Annotated in this window: 19 protein-coding genes, 14 tRNA genes, 3 rRNA genes and 1 riboswitch; of the genes, 3 read left to right on the top strand and 33 right to left on the bottom strand. The window is 46.1% G+C overall.

What is annotated here, in order from left to right:
• The first annotated feature begins 50 nt into the window (after positions 1-50).
• Positions 51-155, top strand: a complete 105-nt coding sequence (locus tag ABE65_RS22355; RefSeq protein ID WP_328086095.1) for an EYxxD motif small membrane protein — start codon at positions 51-53, stop codon at positions 153-155.
• Here the strand turns inward: ABE65_RS22355 and purD are convergent.
• From purD to ABE65_RS01340, 14 genes are all read right to left on the bottom strand, one after another.
• The gene (gene purD / locus ABE65_RS01405; RefSeq protein WP_066390826.1) at positions 133-1,401 is read right to left on the bottom strand and encodes a phosphoribosylamine--glycine ligase; all 1,269 of its coding nucleotides are present in this window, start codon (positions 1,399-1,401) and stop codon (positions 133-135) included. The two genes, ABE65_RS22355 and purD, sit on opposite strands and share 23 nt — an antisense overlap.
• A 439-nt stretch (positions 1,402-1,840) precedes the next feature.
• Positions 1,841-3,379: a bifunctional phosphoribosylaminoimidazolecarboxamide formyltransferase/IMP cyclohydrolase gene (gene purH / locus ABE65_RS01400; RefSeq protein ID WP_066390825.1), complete on the bottom strand. Its 1,539-nt coding sequence runs from the start codon at positions 3,377-3,379 to the stop codon at positions 1,841-1,843.
• Positions 3,376-3,966 (bottom strand): phosphoribosylglycinamide formyltransferase, encoded by a 591-nt coding sequence (gene purN, locus ABE65_RS01395; protein ID WP_066390824.1) that lies wholly within the window; start codon positions 3,964-3,966, stop codon positions 3,376-3,378. The genes purH and purN overlap by 4 nt, the downstream gene beginning before the upstream one ends.
• Positions 3,963-5,003 (bottom strand): phosphoribosylformylglycinamidine cyclo-ligase, encoded by a 1,041-nt coding sequence (purM, locus tag ABE65_RS01390; protein ID WP_066390823.1) that lies wholly within the window; start codon positions 5,001-5,003, stop codon positions 3,963-3,965. Before purM ends, purN begins: the two co-directional genes overlap by 4 nt.
• Before the next feature lie 14 nt (positions 5,004-5,017).
• Positions 5,018-6,436 (bottom strand): amidophosphoribosyltransferase, encoded by a 1,419-nt coding sequence (purF, locus tag ABE65_RS01385; RefSeq protein ID WP_066399607.1) that lies wholly within the window; start codon positions 6,434-6,436, stop codon positions 5,018-5,020.
• Positions 6,412-8,643, bottom strand: coding sequence for a phosphoribosylformylglycinamidine synthase subunit PurL (gene purL, locus ABE65_RS01380; protein WP_066390822.1), 2,232 nt, complete (start codon positions 8,641-8,643; stop codon positions 6,412-6,414). Before purL ends, purF begins: the two co-directional genes overlap by 25 nt.
• Positions 8,627-9,310, bottom strand: a complete 684-nt coding sequence (gene purQ / locus ABE65_RS01375; RefSeq protein ID WP_066390821.1) for a phosphoribosylformylglycinamidine synthase subunit PurQ — start codon at positions 9,308-9,310, stop codon at positions 8,627-8,629. Before purQ ends, purL begins: the two co-directional genes overlap by 17 nt.
• A complete protein-coding gene (gene purS / locus ABE65_RS01370; protein WP_066242802.1) occupies positions 9,307-9,561 on the bottom strand; it encodes a phosphoribosylformylglycinamidine synthase subunit PurS in 255 nt (84 codons plus the stop codon). The genes purQ and purS overlap by 4 nt, the downstream gene beginning before the upstream one ends.
• Positions 9,549-10,271 carry a phosphoribosylaminoimidazolesuccinocarboxamide synthase gene (gene purC / locus ABE65_RS01365; protein WP_066390819.1) on the bottom strand — a complete coding sequence of 241 codons (723 nt, stop codon included), beginning with the start codon at positions 10,269-10,271 and terminating at the stop codon, positions 9,549-9,551. The genes purS and purC overlap by 13 nt, the downstream gene beginning before the upstream one ends.
• Before the next feature lie 340 nt (positions 10,272-10,611).
• Complete coding sequence (gene purB / locus ABE65_RS01360; protein ID WP_066390818.1) at positions 10,612-11,904, bottom strand: adenylosuccinate lyase; 1,293 nt, start codon at positions 11,902-11,904, stop codon at positions 10,612-10,614.
• The gene (gene purK / locus ABE65_RS01355) at positions 11,901-13,055 is read right to left on the bottom strand and encodes a 5-(carboxyamino)imidazole ribonucleotide synthase (RefSeq protein ID WP_066390816.1); all 1,155 of its coding nucleotides are present in this window, start codon (positions 13,053-13,055) and stop codon (positions 11,901-11,903) included. The genes purB and purK overlap by 4 nt, the downstream gene beginning before the upstream one ends.
• Complete coding sequence (purE, locus tag ABE65_RS01350; RefSeq protein WP_066390815.1) at positions 13,048-13,533, bottom strand: 5-(carboxyamino)imidazole ribonucleotide mutase; 486 nt, start codon at positions 13,531-13,533, stop codon at positions 13,048-13,050. Before purE ends, purK begins: the two co-directional genes overlap by 8 nt.
• 105 nt (positions 13,534-13,638) lie before the next feature.
• Positions 13,639-13,741, bottom strand: a riboswitch (purine riboswitch).
• Positions 13,742-13,824: 83 nt separating this feature from the next.
• Positions 13,825-14,028: an NETI motif-containing protein gene (locus ABE65_RS01345; protein WP_066390814.1), complete on the bottom strand. Its 204-nt coding sequence runs from the start codon at positions 14,026-14,028 to the stop codon at positions 13,825-13,827.
• Between the two features lie 3 nt (positions 14,029-14,031).
• Positions 14,032-14,559 carry a DUF2179 domain-containing protein gene (locus tag ABE65_RS01340; protein WP_066390813.1) on the bottom strand — a complete coding sequence of 176 codons (528 nt, stop codon included), beginning with the start codon at positions 14,557-14,559 and terminating at the stop codon, positions 14,032-14,034.
• Positions 14,560-14,685: 126 nt separating this feature from the next.
• Here ABE65_RS01340 and ABE65_RS21700 point away from each other — a divergent pair, with 126 nt between their 5' ends.
• Positions 14,686-14,835 carry a hypothetical protein gene (locus tag ABE65_RS21700; RefSeq protein WP_156499095.1) on the top strand — a complete coding sequence of 50 codons (150 nt, stop codon included), beginning with the start codon at positions 14,686-14,688 and terminating at the stop codon, positions 14,833-14,835.
• 193 nt (positions 14,836-15,028) lie between these two features.
• Here the strand turns inward: ABE65_RS21700 and rrf are convergent.
• The 18 genes from rrf to ABE65_RS01250 all read right to left on the bottom strand — a co-directional run bounded on the left by rrf (position 15,029) and on the right by ABE65_RS01250 (position 22,120).
• Positions 15,029-15,144 (bottom strand): 5S ribosomal RNA (gene rrf, locus ABE65_RS01335).
• Between the two features lie 89 nt (positions 15,145-15,233).
• Positions 15,234-18,169 (bottom strand): 23S ribosomal RNA (locus tag ABE65_RS01330).
• A 136-nt stretch (positions 18,170-18,305) separates the two neighbouring features.
• Positions 18,306-18,381: transfer RNA gene (locus tag ABE65_RS01325), tRNA-Ala, on the bottom strand.
• Between the two features lie 26 nt (positions 18,382-18,407).
• Positions 18,408-18,484: transfer RNA gene (locus ABE65_RS01320), tRNA-Ile, on the bottom strand.
• Between the two features lie 88 nt (positions 18,485-18,572).
• Positions 18,573-20,122 (bottom strand): 16S ribosomal RNA (locus ABE65_RS01315).
• Together the 16S, 23S and 5S rRNA genes with 14 tRNA genes alongside form the textbook arrangement of a ribosomal RNA operon.
• A 193-nt stretch (positions 20,123-20,315) precedes the next feature.
• Positions 20,316-20,392, bottom strand: a tRNA-Ile gene (locus ABE65_RS01310).
• Positions 20,393-20,403: 11 nt separating this feature from the next.
• Positions 20,404-20,477 (bottom strand) — tRNA-Gly (locus tag ABE65_RS01305).
• 7 nt (positions 20,478-20,484) lie between these two features.
• Positions 20,485-20,561: transfer RNA gene (locus ABE65_RS01300), tRNA-Pro, on the bottom strand.
• A 10-nt stretch (positions 20,562-20,571) separates the two neighbouring features.
• Positions 20,572-20,648, bottom strand: a tRNA-Arg gene (locus tag ABE65_RS01295).
• Between the two features lie 35 nt (positions 20,649-20,683).
• Positions 20,684-20,769: transfer RNA gene (locus tag ABE65_RS01290), tRNA-Leu, on the bottom strand.
• 52 nt (positions 20,770-20,821) lie between these two features.
• A tRNA-Leu gene (locus ABE65_RS01285) sits at positions 20,822-20,905 on the bottom strand.
• A gap of 15 nt (positions 20,906-20,920) precedes the next feature.
• A tRNA-Lys gene (locus tag ABE65_RS01280) sits at positions 20,921-20,996 on the bottom strand.
• 42 nt (positions 20,997-21,038) lie between these two features.
• Positions 21,039-21,113, bottom strand: a tRNA-Gln gene (locus ABE65_RS01275).
• A gap of 15 nt (positions 21,114-21,128) precedes the next feature.
• Positions 21,129-21,204 (bottom strand) — tRNA-Asp (locus tag ABE65_RS01270).
• A gap of 34 nt (positions 21,205-21,238) precedes the next feature.
• A tRNA-Glu gene (locus tag ABE65_RS01265) sits at positions 21,239-21,313 on the bottom strand.
• 3 nt (positions 21,314-21,316) lie between these two features.
• Positions 21,317-21,407, bottom strand: a tRNA-Ser gene (locus ABE65_RS01260).
• Between the two features lie 3 nt (positions 21,408-21,410).
• Positions 21,411-21,485: transfer RNA gene (locus tag ABE65_RS01255), tRNA-Asn, on the bottom strand.
• A 176-nt stretch (positions 21,486-21,661) separates the two neighbouring features.
• Complete coding sequence (locus ABE65_RS01250) at positions 21,662-22,120, bottom strand: SprT family protein (protein ID WP_066390812.1); 459 nt, start codon at positions 22,118-22,120, stop codon at positions 21,662-21,664.
• Positions 22,121-22,216: 96 nt separating this feature from the next.
• On the opposite strand from ABE65_RS01250, the gene cmpA reads away from it, so the two are divergent.
• Positions 22,217-22,339, top strand: coding sequence for a cortex morphogenetic protein CmpA (gene cmpA / locus ABE65_RS21695; RefSeq protein WP_137792088.1), 123 nt, complete (start codon positions 22,217-22,219; stop codon positions 22,337-22,339).
• A 29-nt stretch (positions 22,340-22,368) separates the two neighbouring features.
• Here the strand turns inward: cmpA and ABE65_RS01245 are convergent, their stop codons facing one another.
• A complete protein-coding gene (locus tag ABE65_RS01245) occupies positions 22,369-24,498 on the bottom strand; it encodes a Tex family protein (RefSeq protein ID WP_066399604.1) in 2,130 nt (709 codons plus the stop codon).
• Positions 24,499-24,591 lie beyond the last annotated feature (93 nt).

Raw genomic sequence — 24,591 nt, 5'->3', positions numbered from 1 at the left:
TTATCAACCATGTCCGTCAGCCCTCAATTTCAATATAGGAGGTAAGCCCTATGAGTTACGAATACTTAATGGATACTGCTTTTCTTTACATCTTGCTTATCGGCGGAATCATCGCCATCTCGTTTGTATTTATTAAGAAGAGACGTGCGAAATAGCTCGAAACCCGATATCTTTACGATAGAATGAGCCTTCGCACGTGATTTTCTTCATTTCTTTATATACGTTTTCCTGAGCTTCACTTAGTGAACGTCCTTTAGAGGCTACCAATAACACTCGGCCACCATCTGTTAAAAGAGATTCATCTTCTCTTTTCGTACCCGCGTGAAACACGTTAGAACCACCTTCAATGTCTTCAAGCCCCGTGATCACTTGAGCTTCTGAAGAAGAAACAGGGTAACCATCAGATGCAAGAACAACACCAAGTACGGATTCTTCTGACCATTGAAGTTCCGGCTTTTTGCCGTTTAAAAGGGATAAAAGCAGATCAGCCAGATCGTTTTCTAGTCGAGGCAGAATCACTTGTGTTTCCGGGTCACCGAAGCGTGCGTTAAACTCGATCACTTTCGGACCATTCTTCGTTAAGATTAAGCCCGCATAAAGAATTCCTGTAAAAAGAGTGCCTTCTTGTTTCATCGCAGAAACAGTTGGCTGAACGATCTCTTTTATCGCTTTTTGGATGTCGGCGTCAGAAATTTGAGGAACTGGTGAGTATGCCCCCATCCCACCTGTGTTCGGACCTTTATCTCCGTCATACGCACGTTTATGGTCTTGAGCAATTTCCATCGGAAGGACAATCTCGTCATGCACAAAAGACATTAACGAAAATTCCTCACCTTCCAAGAATTCTTCAACAACTACCGTTTCACTCGCAGAACCAAAGCGTTTGTCCACCATCAACTCGTGCAGCCCTTCTTCCGCTTCTTCTAAGGTCATTGCCACAATGACACCTTTGCCTGCCGCAAGTCCGTCCGCTTTTAGCACGATCGGTGCGCCTTTTTCTCGAACGTAAGCTAGAGCTTCATCATGATTCGTAAATGTTTCAGAAGCTGCCGTTGGAATGTCGTATTTCTTCATGAGATTCTTCGCGAACGATTTTGAGCCTTCGATCTCTGCTGCCGCTTTAGACGGACCGAAGTTAACAAGGCCTTCTTCTGTGAAACGATCTACGATGCCTTCTAATAGAGGCACTTCAGGGCCAACGAATGTTAATCCGATTTCGTTTGTTTTTGCAAAAGTGACAAGCTCGTCGATGTTCGTTTCTTTGATGGAAACGCATGTTGCTTGTTGTGCCATGCCTGGGTTTCCTGGTGCAGCAAACACTTGAGTGACGCTCGGGCTGTTGGCAAATTTCCAAACGAGCGCATGTTCACGTCCACCTTTGCCGATTACAAGAACGTTCATGGTTGCTACCTCCTTTTTAAGCTTTGAAGTTTTTGAAAGCTGTTGATCTCCGTTACAGGTACTCGCTTTCCGCGGGGCAGGCGGTGAGCCACATTCGTACGTTTCACGTATAAGTGTCTCACCTGCCCACCTGTCCCGCAGGAGTCTCGCACCTTGCACTCCGATCAACCAATCTTCGAAGAAAAGTCTTTGTTACTTTAAGAAGTTTTCTTTTTTCTTCCTACATCAAGTTGATTGTAGCGGAAGGTTGCCTGCCTGCCACATGAGGAGCTTCTTGCAAGGCATGCGACGAGGAAGTTCACTTCGTCAGCATAGACTTGTAGACGCAGGAGCAGAGAGACAACCTTTAAGCGGTCAGTCCGAAAAGTGGAAGTGACTCGTTCAGCCCCGACAAGCAAAAGGGAAATGGGCTTGATGCATTCGAAAACAGCTAAAAGAATTAATGCTTAAAGTGTCTTACGCCTGTGAACACCATCGTGATCCCGTGCTCGTCTGCTTTTTTGATCGAATCTTCATCTTTTATCGATCCCCCTGGTTGGATGATCGCTGTAACACCAGCGCGTGCCGCCGCTTCTACGGTGTCATCCATTGGGAAGAACGCATCTGACCCTAGAGCAGAACCTTTTGCACGTTCACCGGCTTGCTCAATCGCGATTTTTGCTGCGCCAACGCGGTTCATCTGACCCGCACCAACACCTACTGTCATTTCGTCTTTCGCTAAGACGATTGCATTTGATTTCACGTGTTTTACCACTTTCCAAGCAAGCTTCAAATCTTTCCACTCTTGCTCAGTCGGCTGGCGTTTTGTAGGAATCGTCACGTTCGCATCATCTAACCCGAAAACGTCTTCCTCTTGAACTAACATTCCACCAGAAACGGTCGTGATTTTTTTTGCGATCCCTTTACCTGCTGAGAAATCTAATTTTAATAAACGTATGTTTTTCTTTTTCGTTAGGATCTCTAAGGCTTTCTGTGTAAAAGATGGAGCGATGATGATTTCAAGGAAAATCTCACTCAACTTTTGAGCCGTTTCTTCATCAATTTCTGTGTTAGCAGCGATAATGCCGCCGAAGATCGATACAGGGTCAGCTTCAAACGCACGGGTGTATGCTTCAAGAATCGTTGTGCCTGTTCCAACGCCACATGGATTCATGTGCTTAACCGCAACTACTGCTGGATCAACGAACTCTTTTACAATTGAAAGTGCCGCATCTGCGTCATTGATGTTGTTGTACGAAAGCTCTTTTCCGTGAAGCTGTTCAGCGTCTGTTAATGAGAGCGTGTTCTTCAGTGGCGTCGAATAAAACGCGGCTTTTTGATGAGGGTTCTCACCATATCGAAGGTCCTGTTTCTTTTCATATGTTACCGTGTAGGATTCCGGGTGTTCCTCTTCTACAGCTGCTGTTAAATATTCTGCAATCAACGCATCATAAGCCGCTGTATGACGGAACGTCTTCGCAGCAAGTCTTCGGCGCGTCTCTTCACTTACAGCTCCTACACCATCAAGCTCATCCGCTACTGTCTCATAGTCTGCCGGATCGACAACGACCGTTACGTAGGTGTGATTTTTTGCAGCTGAACGAAGCATACTCGGTCCGCCGATGTCGATGTTCTCGATCGCGTCAGCGAATGTTGTACCTTCTTTTGCGATCGTCTCTTTGAACGGATAAAGGTTTACGACAACTAGATCGATCGGCGAGATTTCATTTTCTTGCATCGCTGTTTGATGTGTCTCATTATCACGGACTGCGAGTAAACCGCCATGAATTTTTGGATGCAGCGTTTTAACACGTCCATCCATGATTTCAGGAAAACCAGTCACTTCAGAGATACCGATTACAGGAATTCCTGCGTCTTGCAAAGCTTTTTTTGTTCCGCCTGTAGAGATGATCTCTACGCCGTGATGAGCTAGTTTTTCTGCAAAATGAAGTAATCCTTCTTTATTTGATACGCTTATGAGTGCACGTTTGATCGTCAATGTAAGATGCCTCCTACGGTGTCTTTTTGTAATAGTTTGTTGATGATGGCTGGGTATAATTGGTGTTCTGCTTTTTGGATGCGCTGCTGTAAGGTTTGCTCTGTATCGCCAGGCAATACGGGGATGCGAACTTGTTCGATGATCGGACCTGTATCCATGCCACTGTCTACATAATGAACCGTTACACCTGTTTCGGCAACGTTCGCTTTCAGAGCTTGTCCGACCGCATCCTTACCAGGAAAGGCTGGCAGATACGACGGGTGGATATTGATGATACAGCCTTCATACGCTTTTAATAATACCTCACCAACCAGCCTCATGTATCCTGCGAGAACGATAAATTCTACTCCATAGGATTGAAGTTCAGAAACGATTTCTTTTTCAAAATCAGCTTTTGATGCAAATGTTTTTGGCAAGAACGAATACGTTGGAATTCCGAAGTGGCGCGCACGATCGATTACTTTCGCCCCCGGTTTATCACATACTAAAAGCTCGATATCCGCCTGAAGCTCACCTGCTTCAACCGCGTCTACGATGGCTTGAAAGTTACTTCCGCTTCCAGAAGCAAATACAGCTATTTTTCTCATTCGATGTTTCCTCCGCCAAAGATCACGCCTTCACCTTGCTTCACGCGACCGATGATGTAAGGCTTCTCGCCTGTTTCTTCTAAAAGGCGGATGATCGGGAGCATATTTTCTTCTGAAACCGAGAGCACCATTCCAATCCCCATGTTAAACGTTGTGAACATCTCTTTCCGTGTCAGGTTTCCTTTTTCTTCGATTAGATCAAAGATTGCAGGTACCGGCCATGAACCATAATCTACTTCTGCCGCCAGACCTTCTGGCAGCATGCGTGGGATGTTTTCAATGAATCCGCCGCCTGTAATATGAGCAACACCGTTCACATCAAACTGATTGAACACTTCAAGCAACGGTTTTACATAGATGCGAGTCGGTGTTAACAGCTCTTCACCTAATGTTTTAGATAAACTATCAATATGTTGGTTCAGATCAAGACCTGCGTTTTCTAATAAAACTTTACGAACGAGCGAAAAGCCGTTGGAGTGAAGGCCATTTGAAGCAAGGCCGATTAATACATCGTTCTCGGAGATAGCAGCACCGTTGATCAGCTTCGATTTCTCTGCAATTCCGACCGTAAAACCAGCAAGGTCATACTCTTCACTGTCATACATGCCAGGCATCTCAGCTGTTTCTCCGCCTATGAGCGCACATCCCGCTTGTTCACAGCCATCCGCGATCCCACTAACAATTTGTTCAATCTTTTCAGGGTGAAGCGTGCCGCAAGCAATATAGTCCAGGAAATAAAGCGGCTCAGCGCCTTGTGCTACGATATCGTTCACACACATCGCAACCGCATCTACACCGATCGTATCATGCTTACCCGCCATGAACGCAAGCATCAGTTTCGTGCCTACTCCGTCTGTTCCGGAAATCAGCACAGGCTCTTTATGTGAGAATCCTGATAGATCGAACATCGCACCAAATCCACCAAGTCCTGCTAATACTTCCGGACGCTTCGTTCTCTGTGCATGTTTCTTGATGCGATCGACCGCTTCATATCCTGCTTCGATGTTCACGCCTGCTTGCTTATATGCTTCTGCCATCGTCTTCTCCCCCTTTAAACAAGCTCTTTTTCATATGGTAAAACAGTATCTGGATAAATTTCTGTTGGATATCGTCCTGTAAAACAAGCTAAACATTGTCCGCAGTTTGGCTCGGCATTCGAACGTCCGATGCCTTCCATTAATCCTTCTACGGAAATAAACGATAAGGAATCAGCACCAATAATCTCACGAATCTCATCTACCGAATGCTTAGATGCGATCAGTTCCGCACGTTCTGACGTATCGATGCCGTAATAGCATGGATGTGCGATAGGTGGCGCTGTAATGCGCACGTGAACTTCTGTAGCGCCCGCAGCACGCAGCATCTTCACGATTCGGCGGCTCGTTGTTCCACGTACGATTGAGTCATCGACCATCACGACTCGTTTTCCTTCTACGATTCCTCGAACCGGTGAAAGCTTCATCTTCACACCTAGTTCACGAAGCTCTTGAGAAGGCTGGATGAACGTACGACCGACATAACGATTTTTTATAAGACCGATCTCATACGGAATACCTGATGCTTCTGCATAACCGATCGCAGCTGAAATACTAGAATCAGGCACACCTGTTACGACATCCGCTTCAATTGGAGCTTCTTCATACATCTTTTTCCCAAGGCTTTTACGAGCCGCATGAACGTTGATTCCTTCGATGTTGCTGTCTGGTCGTGAAAAATAAATATATTCCATCGAGCACATAGAGCGCTGAACAGAAGTCGAGAACGTATCGACCGTTAATCCGTCTTCATTAATGATCAAAAGTTCTCCCGGCTGCACGTCACGCACATACGTTGCCCCAACCACATCGAACGCACACGTTTCAGATGCGACAACATACGCATCACCAAGCATACCAAGTGACAATGGGCGTAAGCCGTTCGGATCGAGCGCTACCATCATCTCGTTCTCTGTCATGACTAAGAACGCATACGCACCTTTTAGCATCGTTAAAGCGTTCTGTACTTTTTCTTTTAGAGTAAAATAACCGCTGCGCTTGATCAGATGAGCAAGCACTTCTGTATCTGAAGTGGTTTGAAAGATGCTTCCTTGCGATTCCAACTGATGTTTTAACGCGTTGGCATTTACGAGATTCCCGTTATGAGCAAGAGCAAGTGAGCTTGTTTGTGAACGGAACAAGAGTGGCTGAACGTTCGCAAGCTCATTGCCTCCTGCTGTGGAATACCGAACATGGCCGATTGCACCATGTCCGATCAATCCTTCGAGCTCCCCTTTGCTGAACACGTCGTTTACGAGACCGCTACCTTTATGAATGCGTAAACGCTCTCCGTCTGTTACAACGATTCCTGCTCCTTCTTGTCCGCGGTGCTGCAGGCTGTGCAGCCCGTAATATGTTAGTTGCGCAGCATCAGGGTGACCCCAGATCCCAAACACACCACACTCTTCGTTTAAGCCTTTGATGTCAGCAAGCATGGAATAGCTCCTTTCCAGGCGTCTTGCATCTCCTGGAGCGTGCAGGATAACAACTCTTCACCCTGCTCATTATCGATCGCTAGACCGCTCTCAGAACGTACAAAACCTATGATTTTTGCGTCTTTTACAAGCTGTTGGAACTCATCTTGATGTTCAGGTTTTACTGTGACTAAGAAACGGGATTGAGATTCTCCGAAAAGACTTCCGATCGGCTCATCTGTTAACGTTACGCTCGCTCCTACTTTTCCGTCCATTACAGACTCAGCAAGTGCAACAGATAGTCCGCCTTCTGCAACGTCATGCGCAGATTGGATCAAACCTTTTTGAATCGCTGCTAAAAGCTCACGCTGTCTTGTTTCTTCCACTTCTAGATCGATGTGAGGCGCTTTACCAAAAATGCGTCCTTCTTTCATCTTTTGAAGCTCACTTCCGCCAAATTCAGCTTTGCTTTCACCAACTAGATAGATGATGTCGCCCGCTTCTTTAAAGCTTTGAGTCACGATGTGCTTCGTGTCTTCAATAAGCCCCACCATACCGATGACGGGTGTCGGGTAAACAGCCACACCGTTCGTTTCGTTATAAAGAGAAACGTTACCACCGATGACTGGCGTTGCAAGTTTGTTGCATGCCGCACTCATACCGTCAGCTGATTTCTCTAGCTGCCAAAAGATCTCTGGTTTTTCAGGATTTCCGTAGTTTAAGCAATCTGTCACCGCAAGAGGCTGTGCTCCTGAACATACGAGATTACGAGCTGCTTCAGCAACAGCGATCATGCCACCCACTTCTGGATCGAGATAGAGATAGCGAGAGTTACAGTCAGTTGTCATCGCTAACGCTTTTTTCGTTCCTCGGATGCGTACGACTGCTGCATCCGATCCAGGTGCTACGACCGTATTCGTTCGCACCATGTAGTCGTATTGGTTGTAAACCCATTCTTTACTTGCGATCGTTGGTTGCTTCAAAAGAGATAGCAACGTAGATTTGAAGCTAGTAATCTCTGGGAAGTAGTCTGCTTGCGCTTGGAACTCACCATAATAAGCAGGTTCTTTTGATGGCTTATGATAAACAGGAGCATCTTCTGCAAGAGCATCTACCGGCACATCTGCTACGATCTCACCATTATGCGTAAGACGCAGTACTTGTTCTTCGATAACCGTTCCAACCGTTACGCAATCTAGATCCCATTTTGCAAAGATCTTTTCCACTTCATGCTCACGGCCTTTTTCAACGACTAACAACATGCGCTCTTGAGATTCGGAAAGCATCATCTCATAAGCTGTCATTCCTGTTTCACGCTGTGGAATAAGGTCAAGGTTCATCTCGATTCCCATTCCCGCTTTACTTGCCATCTCAGCGGACGAACTTGTAAGACCTGCAGCACCCATATCTTGAATACCCACAAGCGCATCACAGTTATGGATGAGCTCTAGGCACGCTTCCATAACGAGTTTCTCCATAAAAGGATCGCCAACTTGAACCGCTGGACGCTTTTCTTCTGACGCTTCAGAAAGCTCTTCCGATGCAAACGTCGCACCGTGGATTCCGTCACGGCCTGTTTTCGCCCCAACGTACATCACAGAGTTTCCAGCACCCTTCGCTTGACCCTTCTTAATGTCTTTATGGTCGATCAGACCGACGCACATCGCGTTCACAAGTGGATTGCCTTCGTACGATGGATCGAATTGAACTTCTCCACCAACCGTCGGAATTCCGATACAGTTGCCGTAGCCTGCGATCCCCGCTACTACTTGCTCGAACAAATACTTCACACGCGGAGACTCTAACTCTCCAAAACGAAGCGAGTTCAGCATCGCGATCGGACGCGCTCCCATCGAGAAAACGTCACGGATGATTCCACCAACACCTGTTGCCGCTCCTTGATAAGGCTCGATCGCTGAAGGGTGGTTATGAGATTCAATCTTGAAAACAACCGCTTGACCGTCACCGATATCCACGATTCCAGCACCTTCACCAGGACCTTGAAGTACGCGCTCACCTTTTGTAGGGAACTTGCTTAGAACAGGCTTAGAATTTTTATAAGAACAGTGCTCACTCCACATAACAGAGAACAGTCCTGTTTCTGTCCAGTTAGGAGATCTGCCAATAATCTTTTCTACGAGTTCAAACTCTGAATCACTTAAACCCATCTCACGGTATAATTTTTGTTCTTTAATTTGTGAACTTGTTGGTTCATGTTGCAGCGACATAACGTTCCCTCCAGCTCTTCACAATAGATTGAAATAATTTAAGACCATCTTTGCTACCTAACAGCTCATCGACCGCGCGTTCCGGATGCGGCATCATTCCAAGCACGTTGCCTTCTTCGTTCGTGATACCGGCAATGTTTTCAACCGATCCGTTCGGATTGTTTTTATACGTGAAAACGATCTGGTTGTTTGCCTTTAGCTGTTGCAGCGTCTCTTCATCGCAATAATAGTTGCCTTCACCATGTGCGACTGGAACGGAGATCACTTCTCCTTTTTCGTACTGAGTCGTGAAGATCGTCGATGTGTTCTCAACGACTAGCTCTTCTGGCTGGCAGATGAATTTCAATGATTCATTGCGGCGCATCGCTCCTGGCAGAAGTCCTGTTTCTAGTAAAATCTGAAATCCGTTACAAACGCCAAGAACCGGTTTTCCTTCACGTGCTGCTTTAACCACTTCTGTCATCACGTTCGAGAATTGTGCGATAGCGCCAGAGCGGAGGTAATCTCCATAAGAGAATCCACCAGGCAATAAGATACCGTCAAATTGATTTAAGTTCGTTGCGTCATGCCAGACGTACTCAACTTCAGCGCCGAGCTCATCTTTTACAGCATGATACATGTCAGTGTCACAGTTTGATCCCGGAAAAACGATTACAGCAAACTTCACTGTGCGACAACCTCCTCCACCTCATAGCGGTAGTCTTCGATCACTGGATTCGATAACAGTTTCGAGCACATGTTCACGATTTTCTCATCTAGATCGTAATTCCCTTTTTGAAGCGTTAACTCCAGATACTTACCAATACGTACATCTTCAACCTCTGACTGTCCCATTTTGTGAAGCGAGCTCATTACTGCCTTACCTTGCGGATCTAATACACTCTCTCTTAATGTTACATACACCTTTACTTTGTACATGATAGGCCTCCTAGACGTTGTAGTATTTTTTCATAAGCATCTGTTAAACTTCCTAATCCCCGGCGGAATACATCTTTATCGAGTTTCTCGTTCGTTTCTGCATCCCATAAACGGCATGTATCAGGAGAAATTTCATCAGCGAGCATAAGGTTTCCGTTAGCATCTGTTCCGAACTCTAGCTTAAAGTCGACGAGCTTTACGTTCTTTTGAACAAAATAAGACGTGAGCACTTCGTTGATCTGAATCGCTTGTTCTGATATCTGGCTGAGCTGCTCTCGTGTTGCCAATTTCATGATGTCGATATGTTCTTCTGTAATAAGCGGATCGCCAAGGTCATCGTTTTTGTAATAAAATTCGACGATCGTGCGTGGAAGGATCTGACCTTCAGGGATCCCGGTACGTTTTGACAAGGATCCAGCCGCGATGTTGCGAACAACCACTTCTAAGGGGATGATGGTCACCTTCTTCACGAGCTGTTCAGTTTCGGATACTCGTTTTACGAAGTGGGAGTGGATTCCCTTCTCTTTGAGCAGTTCAAAAAGGATAGATGAGATCTCGTTGTTCAGTCTTCCTTTTCCTGCGATCTCAGCTTTTTTCTCGCCGTTGAACGCTGTTGCTGAATCTTTGTAGCTGACCCAGACGACTTCTTCGTCTGTTGTGCGGTAGATGCGTTTTGCTTTTCCTTCGTATAGCTGCTCTAACTTCTCCATCCTGACCCCTCCGTTATATGAAGATTCCTAATATTCAATCTTTTGAAAAAGGCAAAGAGAAAGAGAGCTCAATAGATCACTCTCTTTTTAGTTGAAGTACTGCAAAAAAGCTTGTTTAATCTTCGTAGCTTGAAAGAGTTGATTTCCGCTCCAGGTACTCCCTTTCCGGGGGGCGTGCGGTGAGCCTCTTAGCGCCTTGCGCTATTAAGAGTCTCACCTGCCCCGCTCGTCCCCCAGGAGTCTCGTACCCTCCTCTTCAATCAACTTTTCAATGATGTGCAAACGTTAAAGATTTAAAAACTAACCATTTATTAAAGCAATTCTTCTTATATAAAACCTTTTAAAGCCCTAATCTGTCGAAGATTGTGTCTACGTGTGACAGATGATAACTGTAGTCAAAGCATTCAGAGATTTCTTCAGGTGTTAATTTTTCAGTAATTTTTTGTTCAGCTTCTACTAATGTTCTGAACTGTACGCCTTCTTCCCATGCTTGCATCGCTTTTGGTTGGACAGTGTCATACGCTTCTTCACGTGCCATTCCTTTGTCGATCAATTTTAGAAGTACGCGCTGTGAGTAGATCAATCCGTATGTGCGCTCCATGTTGCGTTTCATGTTCTCTGGGAACACGGTTAAGTTCTTGATGATGTTACCGAAACGGTTCAGCATGTAGTTCAGTGCGATCGTTGCATCTGGTAGAATCACACGTTCAGCTGATGAATGAGAGATATCACGCTCATGCCATAGGGATACGTTCTCATACGCTGTCATCATGTAACCGCGGATCACACGCGCAAGACCAGTCATGTTTTCAGATCCGATCGGATTACGTTTATGCGGCATAGCAGATGATCCTTTTTGACCTTTTGCAAAAAATTCTTCTACTTCACGCGTCTCACTCTTTTGAAGACCGCGTACTTCTGTTGCGAACTTCTCAATGCTCGTTGCGATAAGTGCCAACGTTGACATGTAATGAGCGTGTCGGTCACGCTGCAATGTTTGTGTTGAGATCGGTGAAGCTTCTAGTCCAAGCTTTTCACACACATATTTTTCAACGAAAGGATCGATGTTTGCATACGTTCCAACAGCTCCAGAAATTTTACCGAAACGAACCGTGTCAGACGCTTGCTTGAAGCGTTCCACGTTACGCTTCATCTCTTCGTACCAAAGAGCAAGCTTCAATCCGAAAGTTGTTGGCTCAGCATGCACTCCGTGCGTACGACCCATCATAACGGTATATTTATGTTCTTTTGCTTTTTCAGCAAGAATCTCAACGAAACGATCTAGATCTTTCGCTAAAATGTCGTTTGCTTGTTTAAGTAGATACGATAGAGCTGTATCTACTACATCTGTTGAAGTTAGTCCGTAATGTACCCATTTACGCTCTTCACCAAGTGTTTCAGATACTGCTCGTGTAAACGCAACAACATCATGGCGTGTTTCTTCTTCGATCTCAAGGATTCGGTTAATATCGAAAGACGCGTTTTCGCGAAGCTTCTTCACGTCTTCTTTCGGAATATCTCCTAGTTCTGCCCAAGCTTCACAAGCTAAGATCTCTACTTCAAGCCACGCTTGATATTTGTTTTCGTCCGTCCAGATCGCTCCCATTTCAGGGCGTGTATAGCGTTCAATCATTGTGTTACCTCCGTTTTGTTATCACTTAAAAATAGTGCGGACACTCTTTCTGCTTTTTCTAGTGCCTGTTCAATCGTATCACCTAAAACCGTGATATGCCCCATCTTTCGTTTCGCTTTCGCTTCTTTCTTTCCGTACAGATGAAGTTTCGCTTCTCCTAAATTTCCTATCTCGCGTAACACAGTCTCATGATGTTCACCTAATATGTTGATCATCACGGCTGGTTTTATTAATTCTGTATTGCCAAGCGGCCAGTTGCATACGGCGCGCACATGCTGATCGAACTGTGAAGTCTCACACGCCTCGATCGTGTAATGTCCGGAGTTATGCGGGCGTGGCGCCAGTTCGTTCACATAGATCGTACCGTCTTTTGCGACGAACATCTCTACGGCAAGCGTACCAACAAGCTCTAATTCCGTTGCGATTGACCCCGCTAGGAGCTTTGCTTGATCCGCTGTTTTGTTCGTGATGCGTGCTGGCGCAATCGTTTGATGTAGGATATTCTCTTTGTGTATATTCTCTGCGATCGGAAACGATTTAACCTCACCGCTCACACTTCTCGTTATGATTACGGATATTTCTTTTTCAAAGTCAACCCAAGCTTCCAGCACACAATCTGTCTCTTTTTCTAAAAGTGTTGCTGCAATCTCAAGATCACTTTCTTGCTTGATCACAAACTGCCCTTTTCCGTCATAACCGCCTCTGCACGTTTTGAGTACAGAAGGATAACCCAGTTCTTCCACCGCGCGTTGTAGTGAACGAAAATCGGTCACAGGACGATATGGCGCAACAGGAACCCCTGCTTTTTGAAGCGTTTCTTTCTCTTTTAAACGGTGCTGAGTGACTGCTAGGAGGCGGCTTCCCTGAGGTAAGTTTGCGTTCTCTTCCAACCAGTTCGCACTCTCTGCATCTATGTTTTCAAACTCGTATGTGACTACATCGCTTTGTTCTGCAAGCTTCTTGATGCCTTCTCGGTCGTCATAAGCTGTTGTAATTTGATGATCTGCAACTTGCCCGCATGGTGAATTCTCACCTGGTTCTAAAACAACAACGTTCAATCCCATCTCACGAGCGCTCAACGCCATCATGCGGCCAAGCTGACCTCCGCCAAGTATACCAAGTGTTTGTTGTGGTTTTATCGTCTTAAACAAGAAGCTCACTACTTTCGATCGCCAGTTGTTGTGCTGTAGCACGGCGTTGTTTTAAACGTTGTTTGACTCCTTCATCATGTACGGCTACCATCTGTGCGGCTAGAAGTCCTGCATTCGCTGCACCAGCCTTCCCGATCGCAACTGTCGCGACAGGAACACCCTTTGGCATCTGAACGATGGATAACAGTGAATCCATGCCGTTAAGCGCTTTGGATTGAACCGGAACACCGATTACAGGCAGGATCGTTTTTGCTGCGACCATACCTGGCAAGTGAGCTGCTCCGCCTGCTCCAGCAATGATCACTTCAATTCCTCTATGCTCTGCTTCTTCTGCGTATTGAAACATGAGATCCGGTGTACGGTGTGCCGAAACCACCTTCTTCTCGTAAGCTACTTCTAGTTCATCTAATAGGTCACACGCTTCTTTCATTGTTTCCCAATCTGAAACACTTCCCATGATCACGCCAACTTTAGCCATGGTAGCCTCCTTATTGTCAGAAAATATAAAAAAGTCCAGTTGGTATGCTTCTCCCTAATATGAGAGAAAGCAGCCAACTGGACATACGTATCCGATAAAAATAGACAGAAAGATGCTTTCCCTCATAGTCTGATGAAATAACGGTCATCAGGTAGAGACTTACGGGCCATATCCCCGAAATTATATGAGGGCTTTATTCTTCTGGTTTTATTGTAGCAATGATTGTTTTGTTTTGTCAACAAAAATCGAACATTAAGTTGTATATTACATTTAATGTTCGTGTTTTGGTCATTATTGAAGGAGTTTGCCTTCAAATACAATTCTTTGTTCCTTTACTTCTGGTTCCATTCTGCCGTTGCGCTTCACTTCATGAAAAACGGGCTCTTCCATACGTCTTACCGGTGTATAGCCCTCATCAGCCATACGATCCAGACAATCCGAGATCGTTTCTCCTGCTTCAACAGCAAACTTCTTTTTAGAAGGTTTCTTCTCCATCTGTTACCTCCTGATACCCTTAACCCAAAATCCACCATGAAACGCTTTAGGTTCATGTGAAATAATAAACGCCTTCGGATCTAAATCCTTTACTGTATTATATAGGTTCATTTCTGATTTACGTGATGTTAAAATCTCCATCATCAAACGCTGTCCTTCACGACCTTCTGCAAGCCAGTTCGTAACCCCATAGCCTTTGTTGCGAAGCTCGTTCGGCAAGCCGCCTTCGAGATTTGTCGTAATTACGTTAACAGTAGTATATCCAAGTGCAAGCTTTTCTTCAATCTTCATTCCTACTAATACACCAATTCCATAACCAACCGCATACGCAATTAAGTTTTGAATCTCATTTAAGTTATCAAGAACAAGCCCGAGGCCGACCACATAGATAATAACCTCGAACACACTAATAAAGGCAGCTAAGTACCTTTGTCCTTTCAACGTCAGGATCATCCTGATCGTAAAAAACGATACATATACAATATTGATCAATAATATGATCCCAACCATGACGAACGCATTATCTAACATGATGGCAAGCCTCCCAAGGTGAAAAATACTTCGTTAAGGATAACACTTTTTGGACAAGTTGGAAACTGGAGAATTGATGCAAAAACAGTTGTGGTTTTTAGGGGAGTTTAGTAGGAAGTTTGGCAGATGCCAAAGTATCCTTTTTGGGTTTGGGATTTGAATACGAGGCTCGGCGTAATGGCGATCTTCCTTTATAAATTGAATGAAAGCTTGGCAGATGCCAAGTTTCCTTTTTGGATGGTTTTAAGCTCTGGTTTAGGGGTGGGAATATGGTGAAGACTTATAAATATTTTTGAGGACTTATAAATGTTAAGGCAAGTTAAGTTAGACTTTATTTCTTTCATAAAAACTCGTTATTTATACCCCGAATGCACTGTTTTCAACTTCTAAATGATTCCAAAGTTTATATTTCTAGCTTTTTAATACAAAAAAAAGATGGAACGAACATAAAGTTCATCCCACCTTCTTTGCCTAGCGACGTCCTACTCTAACAGGGGGAAACCCCCAACTACCATCGGCGCTAAAGAGCTTAACTTCCGTGTTCGGTATGGGAACGGGTGTGACCTCTTTGCCATCATCACTAGACCTAACCATGACTTTCACCATGATTCTAACTTGTAGAGAGTATGTTCTCTCAAAACTAGATACGACGTTTCCAAACGTTATGCTTTTTTAAGGATAAGCCCTCGACCGATTAGTATCTGTCAGCTCCACGTGTCACCACGCTTCCACACCAGACCTATCAACCTCATCATCTCTAAGGGGTCTTACTCACTTGCGTGATGGGAAATCTCATCTTGAGGGGGGCTTCATGCTTAGATGCTTTCAGCACTTATCCCGTCCACACGTAGCTACCCAGCTATGCCCCTGGCGGAACAACTGGTACACCAGCGGTGTGTCCATCCCGGTCCTCTCGTACTAAGGACAGCTCCTCTCAAATTTCCTGCGCCCGCGACGGATAGGGACCGAACTGTCTCACGACGTTCTGAACCCAGCTCGCGTACCGCTTTAATGGGCGAACAGCCCAACCCTTGGGACCTACTTCAGCCCCAGGATGCGATGAGCCGACATCGAGGTGCCAAACCTCCCCGTCGATGTGGACTCTTGGGGGAGATAAGCCTGTTATCCCCAGGGTAGCTTTTATCCGTTGAGCGATGGCCCTTCCATGCGGAACCACCGGATCACTAAGCCCGACTTTCGTCCCTGCTCGACTTGTAGGTCTCGCAGTCAAGCTCCCTTGTGCCTTTACACTCTGCGAATGATTTCCAACCATTCTGAGGGAACCTTTGGGCGCCTCCGTTACTGTTTAGGAGGCGACCGCCCCAGTCAAACTGCCCACCTGACACTGTCTCCGAACCGGATTACGGTCCAAGGTTAGAATTTCAATACAGCCAGGGTAGTATCCCACCGACGCCTCCACCGAAGCTGGCGCTCCGGCTTCTCAGGCTCCTACCTATCCTGTACAAGCTGTACCAAAATCCAATATCAAGTTGCAGTAAAGCTCCATGGGGTCTTTCCGTCCTGTCGCGGGTAACCTGCATCTTCACAGGTACTATAATTTCACCGGGTCTCTCGTTGAGACAGTATCCAAGTCGTTACACCTTTCGTGCGGGTCGGAACTTACCCGACAAGGAATTTCGCTACCTTAGGACCGTTATAGTTACGGCCGCCGTTTACTGGGGCTTCAATTCAGAGCTTCTCCCAAAGGATAACCCCTCCTCTTAACCTTCCAGCACCGGGCAGGTGTCAGCCCCTATACTTCACCTTGCGGTTTCGCAGAGACCTGTGTTTTTGCTAAACAGTCGCTTGGATCTATTCACTGCGGCTCTCTCGGGCGATAAACCCTATCAGAGCACCCCTTCTCCCGAAGTTACGGGGTCATTTTGCCGAGTTCCTTAACGAGAGTTCTCCCGATCATCTTAGGATTCTCTCCTCGCCTACCTGTGTCGGTTTGCGGTACGGGCACCTCTTTCCTCACTAGAGGCTTTTCTTGGCAGTGTAGGATCAGGGACTTCGGTACTAAAATTTCCCTCGCCATCACAGCTCAGCCTTCATGTTGGGCGGATTTGCCTACCCAACAGCCTAACTGCTTAGACGCACTATTCCATCAGTGCGCTCACCCTACCTTACTGCGTCCCCCCATTGTTCAAACGGAAAGGAGGTGGTACAGGAATATCAACCTGTTATCCATCGCCTACGCTTTTCAGCCTCGGCTTAGGCCCCGACTAACCCTGAGCGGACGAGCCTTCCTCAGGAAACCTTAGGCTTTCGATGGACAAGATTCTCACTTGTCTTTCGCTACTCATACCGGCATTCTCACTTCAAAGCGCTCCACCAGTCCTTCCGGTCTGACTTCGCTGCACTTCGAACGCTCCCCTACCCCTGTACCATACGGTACAAGCCATAGCTTCGGTGATACGTTTAGCCCCGTTACATTTTCGGCGCAGAGTCACTCGACCAGTGAGCTATTACGCACTCTTTAAATGGTGGCTGCTTCTAAGCCAACATCCTGGTTGTCTGGGCAACTCCACATCCTTTGCCACTTAACGTATACTTTGGGACCTTAGCTGATGGTCTGGGCTGTTTCCCTTTTGACTACGGATCTTATCACTCGCAGTCTGACTCCCGCGGATAATTCTCTGGCATTCGGAGTTTGACTGAATTCGGTAACCCTGTGGGGGCCCCTAGTCCAATCAGTGCTCTACCTCCAGGAATCTTGCCGCGAGGCTAGCCCTAAAGCTATTTCGGGGAGAACCAGCTATCTCCGTGTTCGATTGGCATTTCACCCCTACCCACACCTCATCCCCGCACTTTTCAACGTGCGTGGGTTCGGGCCTCCATTCAGTGTTACCTGAACTTCACCCTGGACATGGGTAGATCACACGGTTTCGGGTCTACGACCACGTACTATGTCGCCCTATTCAGACTCGCTTTCGCTGCGGCTCCGTCTTATCAACTTAACCTTGCACGGGATCGTAACTCGCCGGTTCATTCTACAAAAGGCACGCCGTCACCCGTTAATGGGCTCCGACTACTTGTAGGCACACGGTTTCAGGATCTGTTTCACTCCCCTTCCGGGGTGCTTTTCACCTTTCCCTCACGGTACTGGTTCACTATCGGTCACTAGGGAGTATTTAGCCTTGGGAGATGGTCCTCCCGGATTCCGACGGGGTTTCACGTGTCCCGCCGTACTCAGGATCCACTCAGGAGGGAACGAAGTTTCAGCTACAGGGCTGTTACCTTCTTCGGCTGGCCTTTCCAGACCACTTCACCTACTTCGTTCCTTTGTAACTCCGTATAGAGTGTCCTACAACCCCAGAGAGCAAGCTCTCTGGTTTGGGCTGATTCCGTTTCGCTCGCCGCTACTCAGGAAATCGCATTTGCTTTCTCTTCCTCCGGGTACTTAGATGTTTCAGTTCCCCGGGTCTGCCTTCTCATACCCTATGTATTCAGATATGGATACCATCCCATTACGGATGGTGGGTTCCCCCATTCGGAAATCCCCGGATCAATGCTTACTTACAGCTCCCCGAGGCATATCGGTGTTCGTCCCGTCCTTCTTCGGCTCCTAGTGCCAAGGCATCCACCGTGCGCCCTTTCTAGCTTAACCTTATATGATGTTTGCACATCAAAGATTCTTGCTTGGCGCAGATTAGATAAATCTATCTGCCTTGCATATTGTTTGGATGTCGATATCTAGTTTTCAAAGAACATAATTTAAAAATGCATCATCGTAAGATGTGCAATGGTGGAGCTTAGCGGGATCGAACCGCTGACCTCCTGCGTGCAAGGCAGGCGCTCTCCCAGCTGAGCTAAAGCCCCATAATGGGAATGAAATTTTATGAAAATGGTGGGCCTAAATGGACTCGAACCATCGACCTCACGCTTATCAGGCGTGCGCTCTAACCAGCTGAGCTATAGGCCCCTAAAGGAAGTTAAGTTCCTTCAAAACTGAACAAAAGAAGAATAGGCGTACTTACGAAACACACGAAGGTGTTTCATAATCTCCATAGAAAGGAGGTGATCCAGCCGCACCTTCCGATACGGCTACCTTGTTACGACTTCACCCCAATCATCTGTCCCACCTTCGGCGGCTGGCTCCCAAAAGGGTTACCCCACCGACTTCGGGTGTTACAAACTCTCGTGGTGTGACGGGCGGTGTGTACAAGGCCCGGGAACGTATTCACCGCGGCATGCTGATCCGCGATTACTAGCAATTCCGGCTTCATGTAGGCGAGTTGCAGCCTACAATCCGAACTGAGAATGACTTTTTGGGATTGGCTTGGCCTCGCGGCTTCGCAACCCTTTGTATCATCCATTGTAGCACGTGTGTAGCCCAGGTCATAAGGGGCATGATGATTTGACGTCATCCCCACCTTCCTCCGGTTTGTCACCGGCAGTCACCTTAGAGTGCCCAACTGAATGCTGGCAACTAAGGTCAAGGGTTGCGCTCGTTGCGGGACTTAACCCAACATCTCACGACACGAGCTGACGACAACCATGCACCACCTGTCACTTTGTCCCCCGAAGGGGAAAGCTCTATCTCTAGAGTGGTCAAAGGATGTCAAGACCTGGTAAGGTTCTTCGCGTTGCTTCGAATTAAACCACATGCTCCACTGCTTGTGCGGGCCCCCGTCAATTCCTTTGAGTTTCAACCTTGCGGTCGTACTCCCCAGGCGGAGTGCTTAATGTGTTAACTTCAGCACTGAGGGTGGAACCCCCCAACACCTAGCACTCATCGTTTACGGCGTGGACTACCAGGGTATCTAATCCTGTTTGCTCCCCACGCTTTCGCGCCTCAGCGTCAGTTACAGGCCAAAAAGCCGCCTTCGCCACTGGTGTTCCTCCACATCTCTACGCATTTCACCGCTACACGTGGAATTCCACTTTTCTCTCCTGCACTCAAGTCTCCCAGTTTCCAATGACCCTCCACGGTTGAGCCGTGGGCTTTCACATCAGACTTAAGAGACCGCCTGCGCGCGCTTTACGCCCAATAATTCCGGATAACGCTTGCCACCTACGTATTACCGCGGCTGCTGGCACGTAGTTAGCCGTGGCTTTCTGGTTAGGTACCGTCAAGGTACGAGCAGTTACTCTCGTACTTGTTCTTCTCTAACAACAGAGCTTTACGACCCGAAGGCCTTCATCGCTCACGCGGCGTTGCTCGGTCAGGCTTTCGCCCATTGCCGAAGATTCCCTACTGCTGCCTCCCGTAGGAGTCTGGGCCGTGTCTCAGTCCCAGTGTGGCCGATCACCCTCTCAGGTCGGCTACGCATCGTCGCCTTGGTGAGCCGTTACCTCACCAACTAGCTAATGCGCCGCGGGCTCATCTGTAAGTGTCAGCCGAAACCGACTTTCAAAAAGAAGAAATGCTTCTTCTCTTATTATCCGGTATTAGCCCCGGTTTCCCGGAGTTATCCCCGTCTTACAGGCAGATTACCCACGTGTTACTCACCCGTCCGCCGCTAAATCAGAGGAGCAAGCTCCTCGTCATTCGCTCGACTTGCATGTATTAGGCACGCCGCCAGCGTTCATCCTGAGCCAGGATCAAACTCTCCATAAAAGTGTTTGTCTTGCTCGATTTTAAAACTGACGGAATTAATTCTTAATTCCTTACCTATTTCTTTTGTTCAGTTTTCAAAGAACTGTTTGTTTGGCTTGTCTTTTTCCGAGACAGCTTTATTATCTTACCGAATGGAAGTTATAAAGTCAAGCGCTTTTTTAAAATCTTTTTTTTGATCCTTTTTACGATCATATGGTGGGCCTAAATGGACTCGAACCATCGACCTCACGCTTATCAGGCGTGCGCTCTAACCAGCTGAGCTATAGGCCCGTAAAAAATAATGGAGCGGGTGATGAGAATCGAACTCACGACCAGAGCTTGGAAGGCTCTTGTTTTACCACTAAACTACACCCGCATAAGTATGGTCGGGAAGACAGGATTTGAACCTGCGACCCCCTGGTCCCAAACCAGGTGCTCTACCAAGCTGAGCCACTTCCCGTAAGTAAATATGGCGCGCCCTGAGAGATTCGAACTCCCGACCTTTTGATTCGTAGTCAAACACTCTATCCAGCTGAGCTAAGGGCGCATATTTAAAATGTATTCTATGTTATAAGTTAAAGTTGGTGCGGTCGAGAGGACTCGAACCTCCACGGGGATACCCCCACTAGCCCCTCAAGCTAGCGCGTCTGCCATTCCGCCACGACCGCGCGGCTAGATGCCAGCGCATGAGCACTGCAACTTATTGATAAAAAATTAATATGGTGCGGGTGAAGGGACTCGAACCCCCACGTCAAAGACACTAGATCCTAAGTCTAGCGCGTCTGCCAATTCCGCCACACCCGCATATTAATTTGAAAATGGTGAGCCATGAAGGATTCGAACCTTCGACCCTCTGATTAAAAGTCAGATGCTCTACCAACTGAGCTAATGGCTCTCACTCGAAGTGTTCTTAAACACTTATCTTAAAAAGAAAAAATGGCTGGGCTAGCTGGATTCGAACCAACGCATGTCGCAGTCAAAGTGCGATGCCTTACCGCTTGGCTATAGCCCAACACCTTAGAAATAATGGCGGACCCGACCGGGGTCGAACCGGCGATCTCCTGCGTGACAGGCAGGCATGTTAACCACTACACCACGAGTCCATCAATCTATAGGTATTACTTGAAAAAAAGTATTTGGTGACCCGTACGGGATTCGAACCCGTGTTACCGCCGTGAAAGGGCGGTGTCTTAACCGCTTGACCAACGGGCCAGATGGCAGAGAAGAAGGGATTCGAACCCTCGCACCGCGTTAGCGATCTACTCCCTTAGCAGGGGAGCCCCTTGAGCCACTTGGGTACTTCTCTGTATGGCTCCACAGGTAGGACTCGAACCTACGACCGATCGGTTAACAGCCGATAGCTCTACCACTGAGCTACTGTGGAATGTCTTTTAAGGACAATTAATATCATAATCGTTTTGGATTCAGATGTCAACTAGTTTTATAAGTTTTTTCTGAGCCGCATTCGCTTTACGATACCTGCTTTTAAAAGCTATGTAATAGGTATGTCTAACAGCGACTTTATTAAATTACCACATACCTATATTCGAAGTCAACACCCTATTTTAAAGAAACCTGTTTTAATTTCCCTCTGCACTTTCCACAAACGTATCTTCTCGTGTCGATTTTCCTTTTTCTTTTATAAGACTGCATACAGTCTGTACACATATAAGCGTATTTATAACTCTCTGTTCTTCTTTTTTCCGGGATGGATTGGCAGAAACGAGACCCACCTACTTTATGAAGCCAATATTTAAAGTCATCGTCACCATGTTTATACCCTCTGCCCTCGATATGCATATGATAGTGCACGAGCTCATGCTTAATGACACCGATCAATTCTTCCATACCAAACGCTTCATAAAGATGAGGATTCATTTCTATATCATGAGATCGCAACAGATAACGTCCACCTGTTGTTCGTAGCCTTCTATTGAATCTGGCTTGATGGCGAAACGTTTTATTGAAAAACTGAATCGAGATCTCCTCTGTTAGTTTCTGCAATTCTTCATTCGTCATGGTCAAGCTCCTTACATTTGAAGTTCACATTAACAAGCTCCTATACATAGACTAATACACAAATAACGGATTGGGAAGTTCAAGGAGGTTCTCTATATGCCAACATGGTTTAAAAGACAGCTCCGTCGTGCTTATTATCAAAAAGACCGTTACCAAATCCGCTTACTAAATCAATGCTGGTTCTTCTATAACAAAAAACACTCCTCCAGTGAAGAATAGTCCACTGGAGAAGTGCATTATCTTTTATCTCATTTTGGAGCGATCATGGTTAGAGCGATTCGTTGTTTCGCTACATCTACTGAATCTACCCATACCGTAACGACTTGCCCTACGCTTACGACATCCATCGGATTTTTTATAAAGCGATCGGTAAGCTTCGAAATATGAACAAGCCCGTCCTGTTTTACACCAATATCTACAAACGCACCAAAGTCGACAACGTTTCGGACCGTTCCTTGCAGTTCCATTCCTTGGGATAAGTCCTCCATCTTCAGAACATCTGTTTTAAGAACTGGCCCTGAAAAGGCATCACGTGGATCTCGTCCTGGTTTCATAAGCCCTTCAATTATATCCTTTAAAGTTGGGACGCCAATATCTAATTTTTCTGATGTTGCTTCAAGTGAAAGTGATTTTAGCTTTTCTGCAAGAGCGTCTGAACCGATATCAGCAGGTTTGAATCCGAGTTCTTTTAAAAGAGCTTTTGTTGCCGGATAGCTTTCTGGGTGAATACCCGTCTGATCAAGGGGTTGATCTCCGTCTACTACACGTAAAAATCCGATACATTGTTCATACGTTTTTGCACCAAGACGAGGAATTTTCTTAAGTTCTGTTCTGTTTTTGAACTTTCCTACCTCGTTTCGTTTAACAATAATGTTCTGTGCAACGGTTTTGGACAACCCTGATACATATTGAAGAAGAGACGATGATGCGGTATTAACGTTAACTCCAACTTGGTTAACTGCTGTTTCAACAACAAAGGAAATTTCTTCACCTAGTCTTTTTTGTGAAACATCATGCTGATACTGACCTACTCCAATAGACTTCGGATCGATTTTTACGAGCTCAGCCAACGGGTCTTGAAGTCTTCGCGCAATGGATACCGCACTTCTTTCTTCAACTTGAAGGTCAGGAAATTCCTCTCGCGCGACTGTAGAAGCTGAATACACACTCGCTCCCGCTTCGTTAACAATCACATATGCTACCGATTTATCTACATCTTTTAACGTTTCAGCAATAAATTGTTCGGTTTCGCGCGATGCTGTCCCATTACCGATCGCAGCAATTTCGATATCATACTGATCGATCAGTTTTTTTACAACCGCTGCTGATTTTTCCACCTCTGATCGCGGTGGTGTCGGGTAGATCGTCTGGATATGCAGCACTTTACCCGTTTCATCCACTACTCCTAGTTTGCAACCCGTTCTATAAGCAGGGTCAACTCCTAGAACAACCTTTCCTTTTAGTGGTGCTTGTAAGAGAAGGCTTCTTACATTTTCAGAAAAGATGTGAATCGCACGCTCTTCTGCTTGTTCTGTTAGAGCGGCACGAATTTCTCGTTCGATCGAAGGGGCGATCAATCGTTTATACGCATCTTCAATCGCTTCAGAGAGGTATGGTACTGCAGGCGAGCTCGAGCGCTTCACTACTTTTCTCTCCATCTTTGATACGATCAGTTCTGAAGGTGCAGCGATACCAACTCTTAAAATATTTTCTTTTTCTCCTCGATTCACCGCTAAAACACGATGTGGAACAATCTTACGGATCGGTTCTTGATATTCATAGTACATTTCGAATACTTTTTTCTCGTCTAATTCCGAATTCTTTCCATCGGTTTTGATCTCGCCTTTTGAAAATGTATCTTCACGAATCCATTTTCGCATATCTGGATCGTCAGAAAGCATTTCAGCGATAATGTCTTTCGCTCCAGACAATGCATCTTCAGCAGCGTTTACTTCTTTTTCTTCATTTATGTAAGATGCCGCTTCCTTTAATGGATCATCATTTCGTTGCTCTAACAACCATAGAGCAAGTGGTTCAAGACCTTTTTCTTTCGCTACAGTCGCTTTCGTTCTTCTTTTTTGCTTGTATGGACGATAAATATCTTCAAGATCCTGTAGCTTTTGCGCTTTTGCAATCGCAGTCGTTAATTCTTCTGTTAATTTCCCTTGTTCTTCGATTAAACGAAGGATCTCTTCTTTTCTGGATGCTAAATTTTGCAGATAGGTCCATCTGTCCATGATGTCTTTGATCTGTACTTCATCTAAGCCACCCGTTAATTCTTTTCGATAACGTGCAATAAACGGGACCGTATTTCCTTCTTCTAAAAGAGCGATAACTTGGTTAATTTGTTTTCCTTTTACGTTTAATTCGGATTCCATCGTTCTCAATGCTTGTTCACTAATAGGTTGTCCCAATAAGAACACTCCTTTTTCAATCAATTAGTACTATTATAAACCAAGGAAGTGGTGGCG

It is taken from the genome of Fictibacillus phosphorivorans, from assembly GCF_001629705.1.
Classification (GTDB): Bacteria; Bacillota; Bacilli; order Bacillales; family Fictibacillaceae; genus Fictibacillus; species Fictibacillus phosphorivorans_A.
The sequence above is the reverse complement of the archived record's forward strand: the minus strand, read 5'-3'. Positions and strand labels throughout refer to the sequence as shown.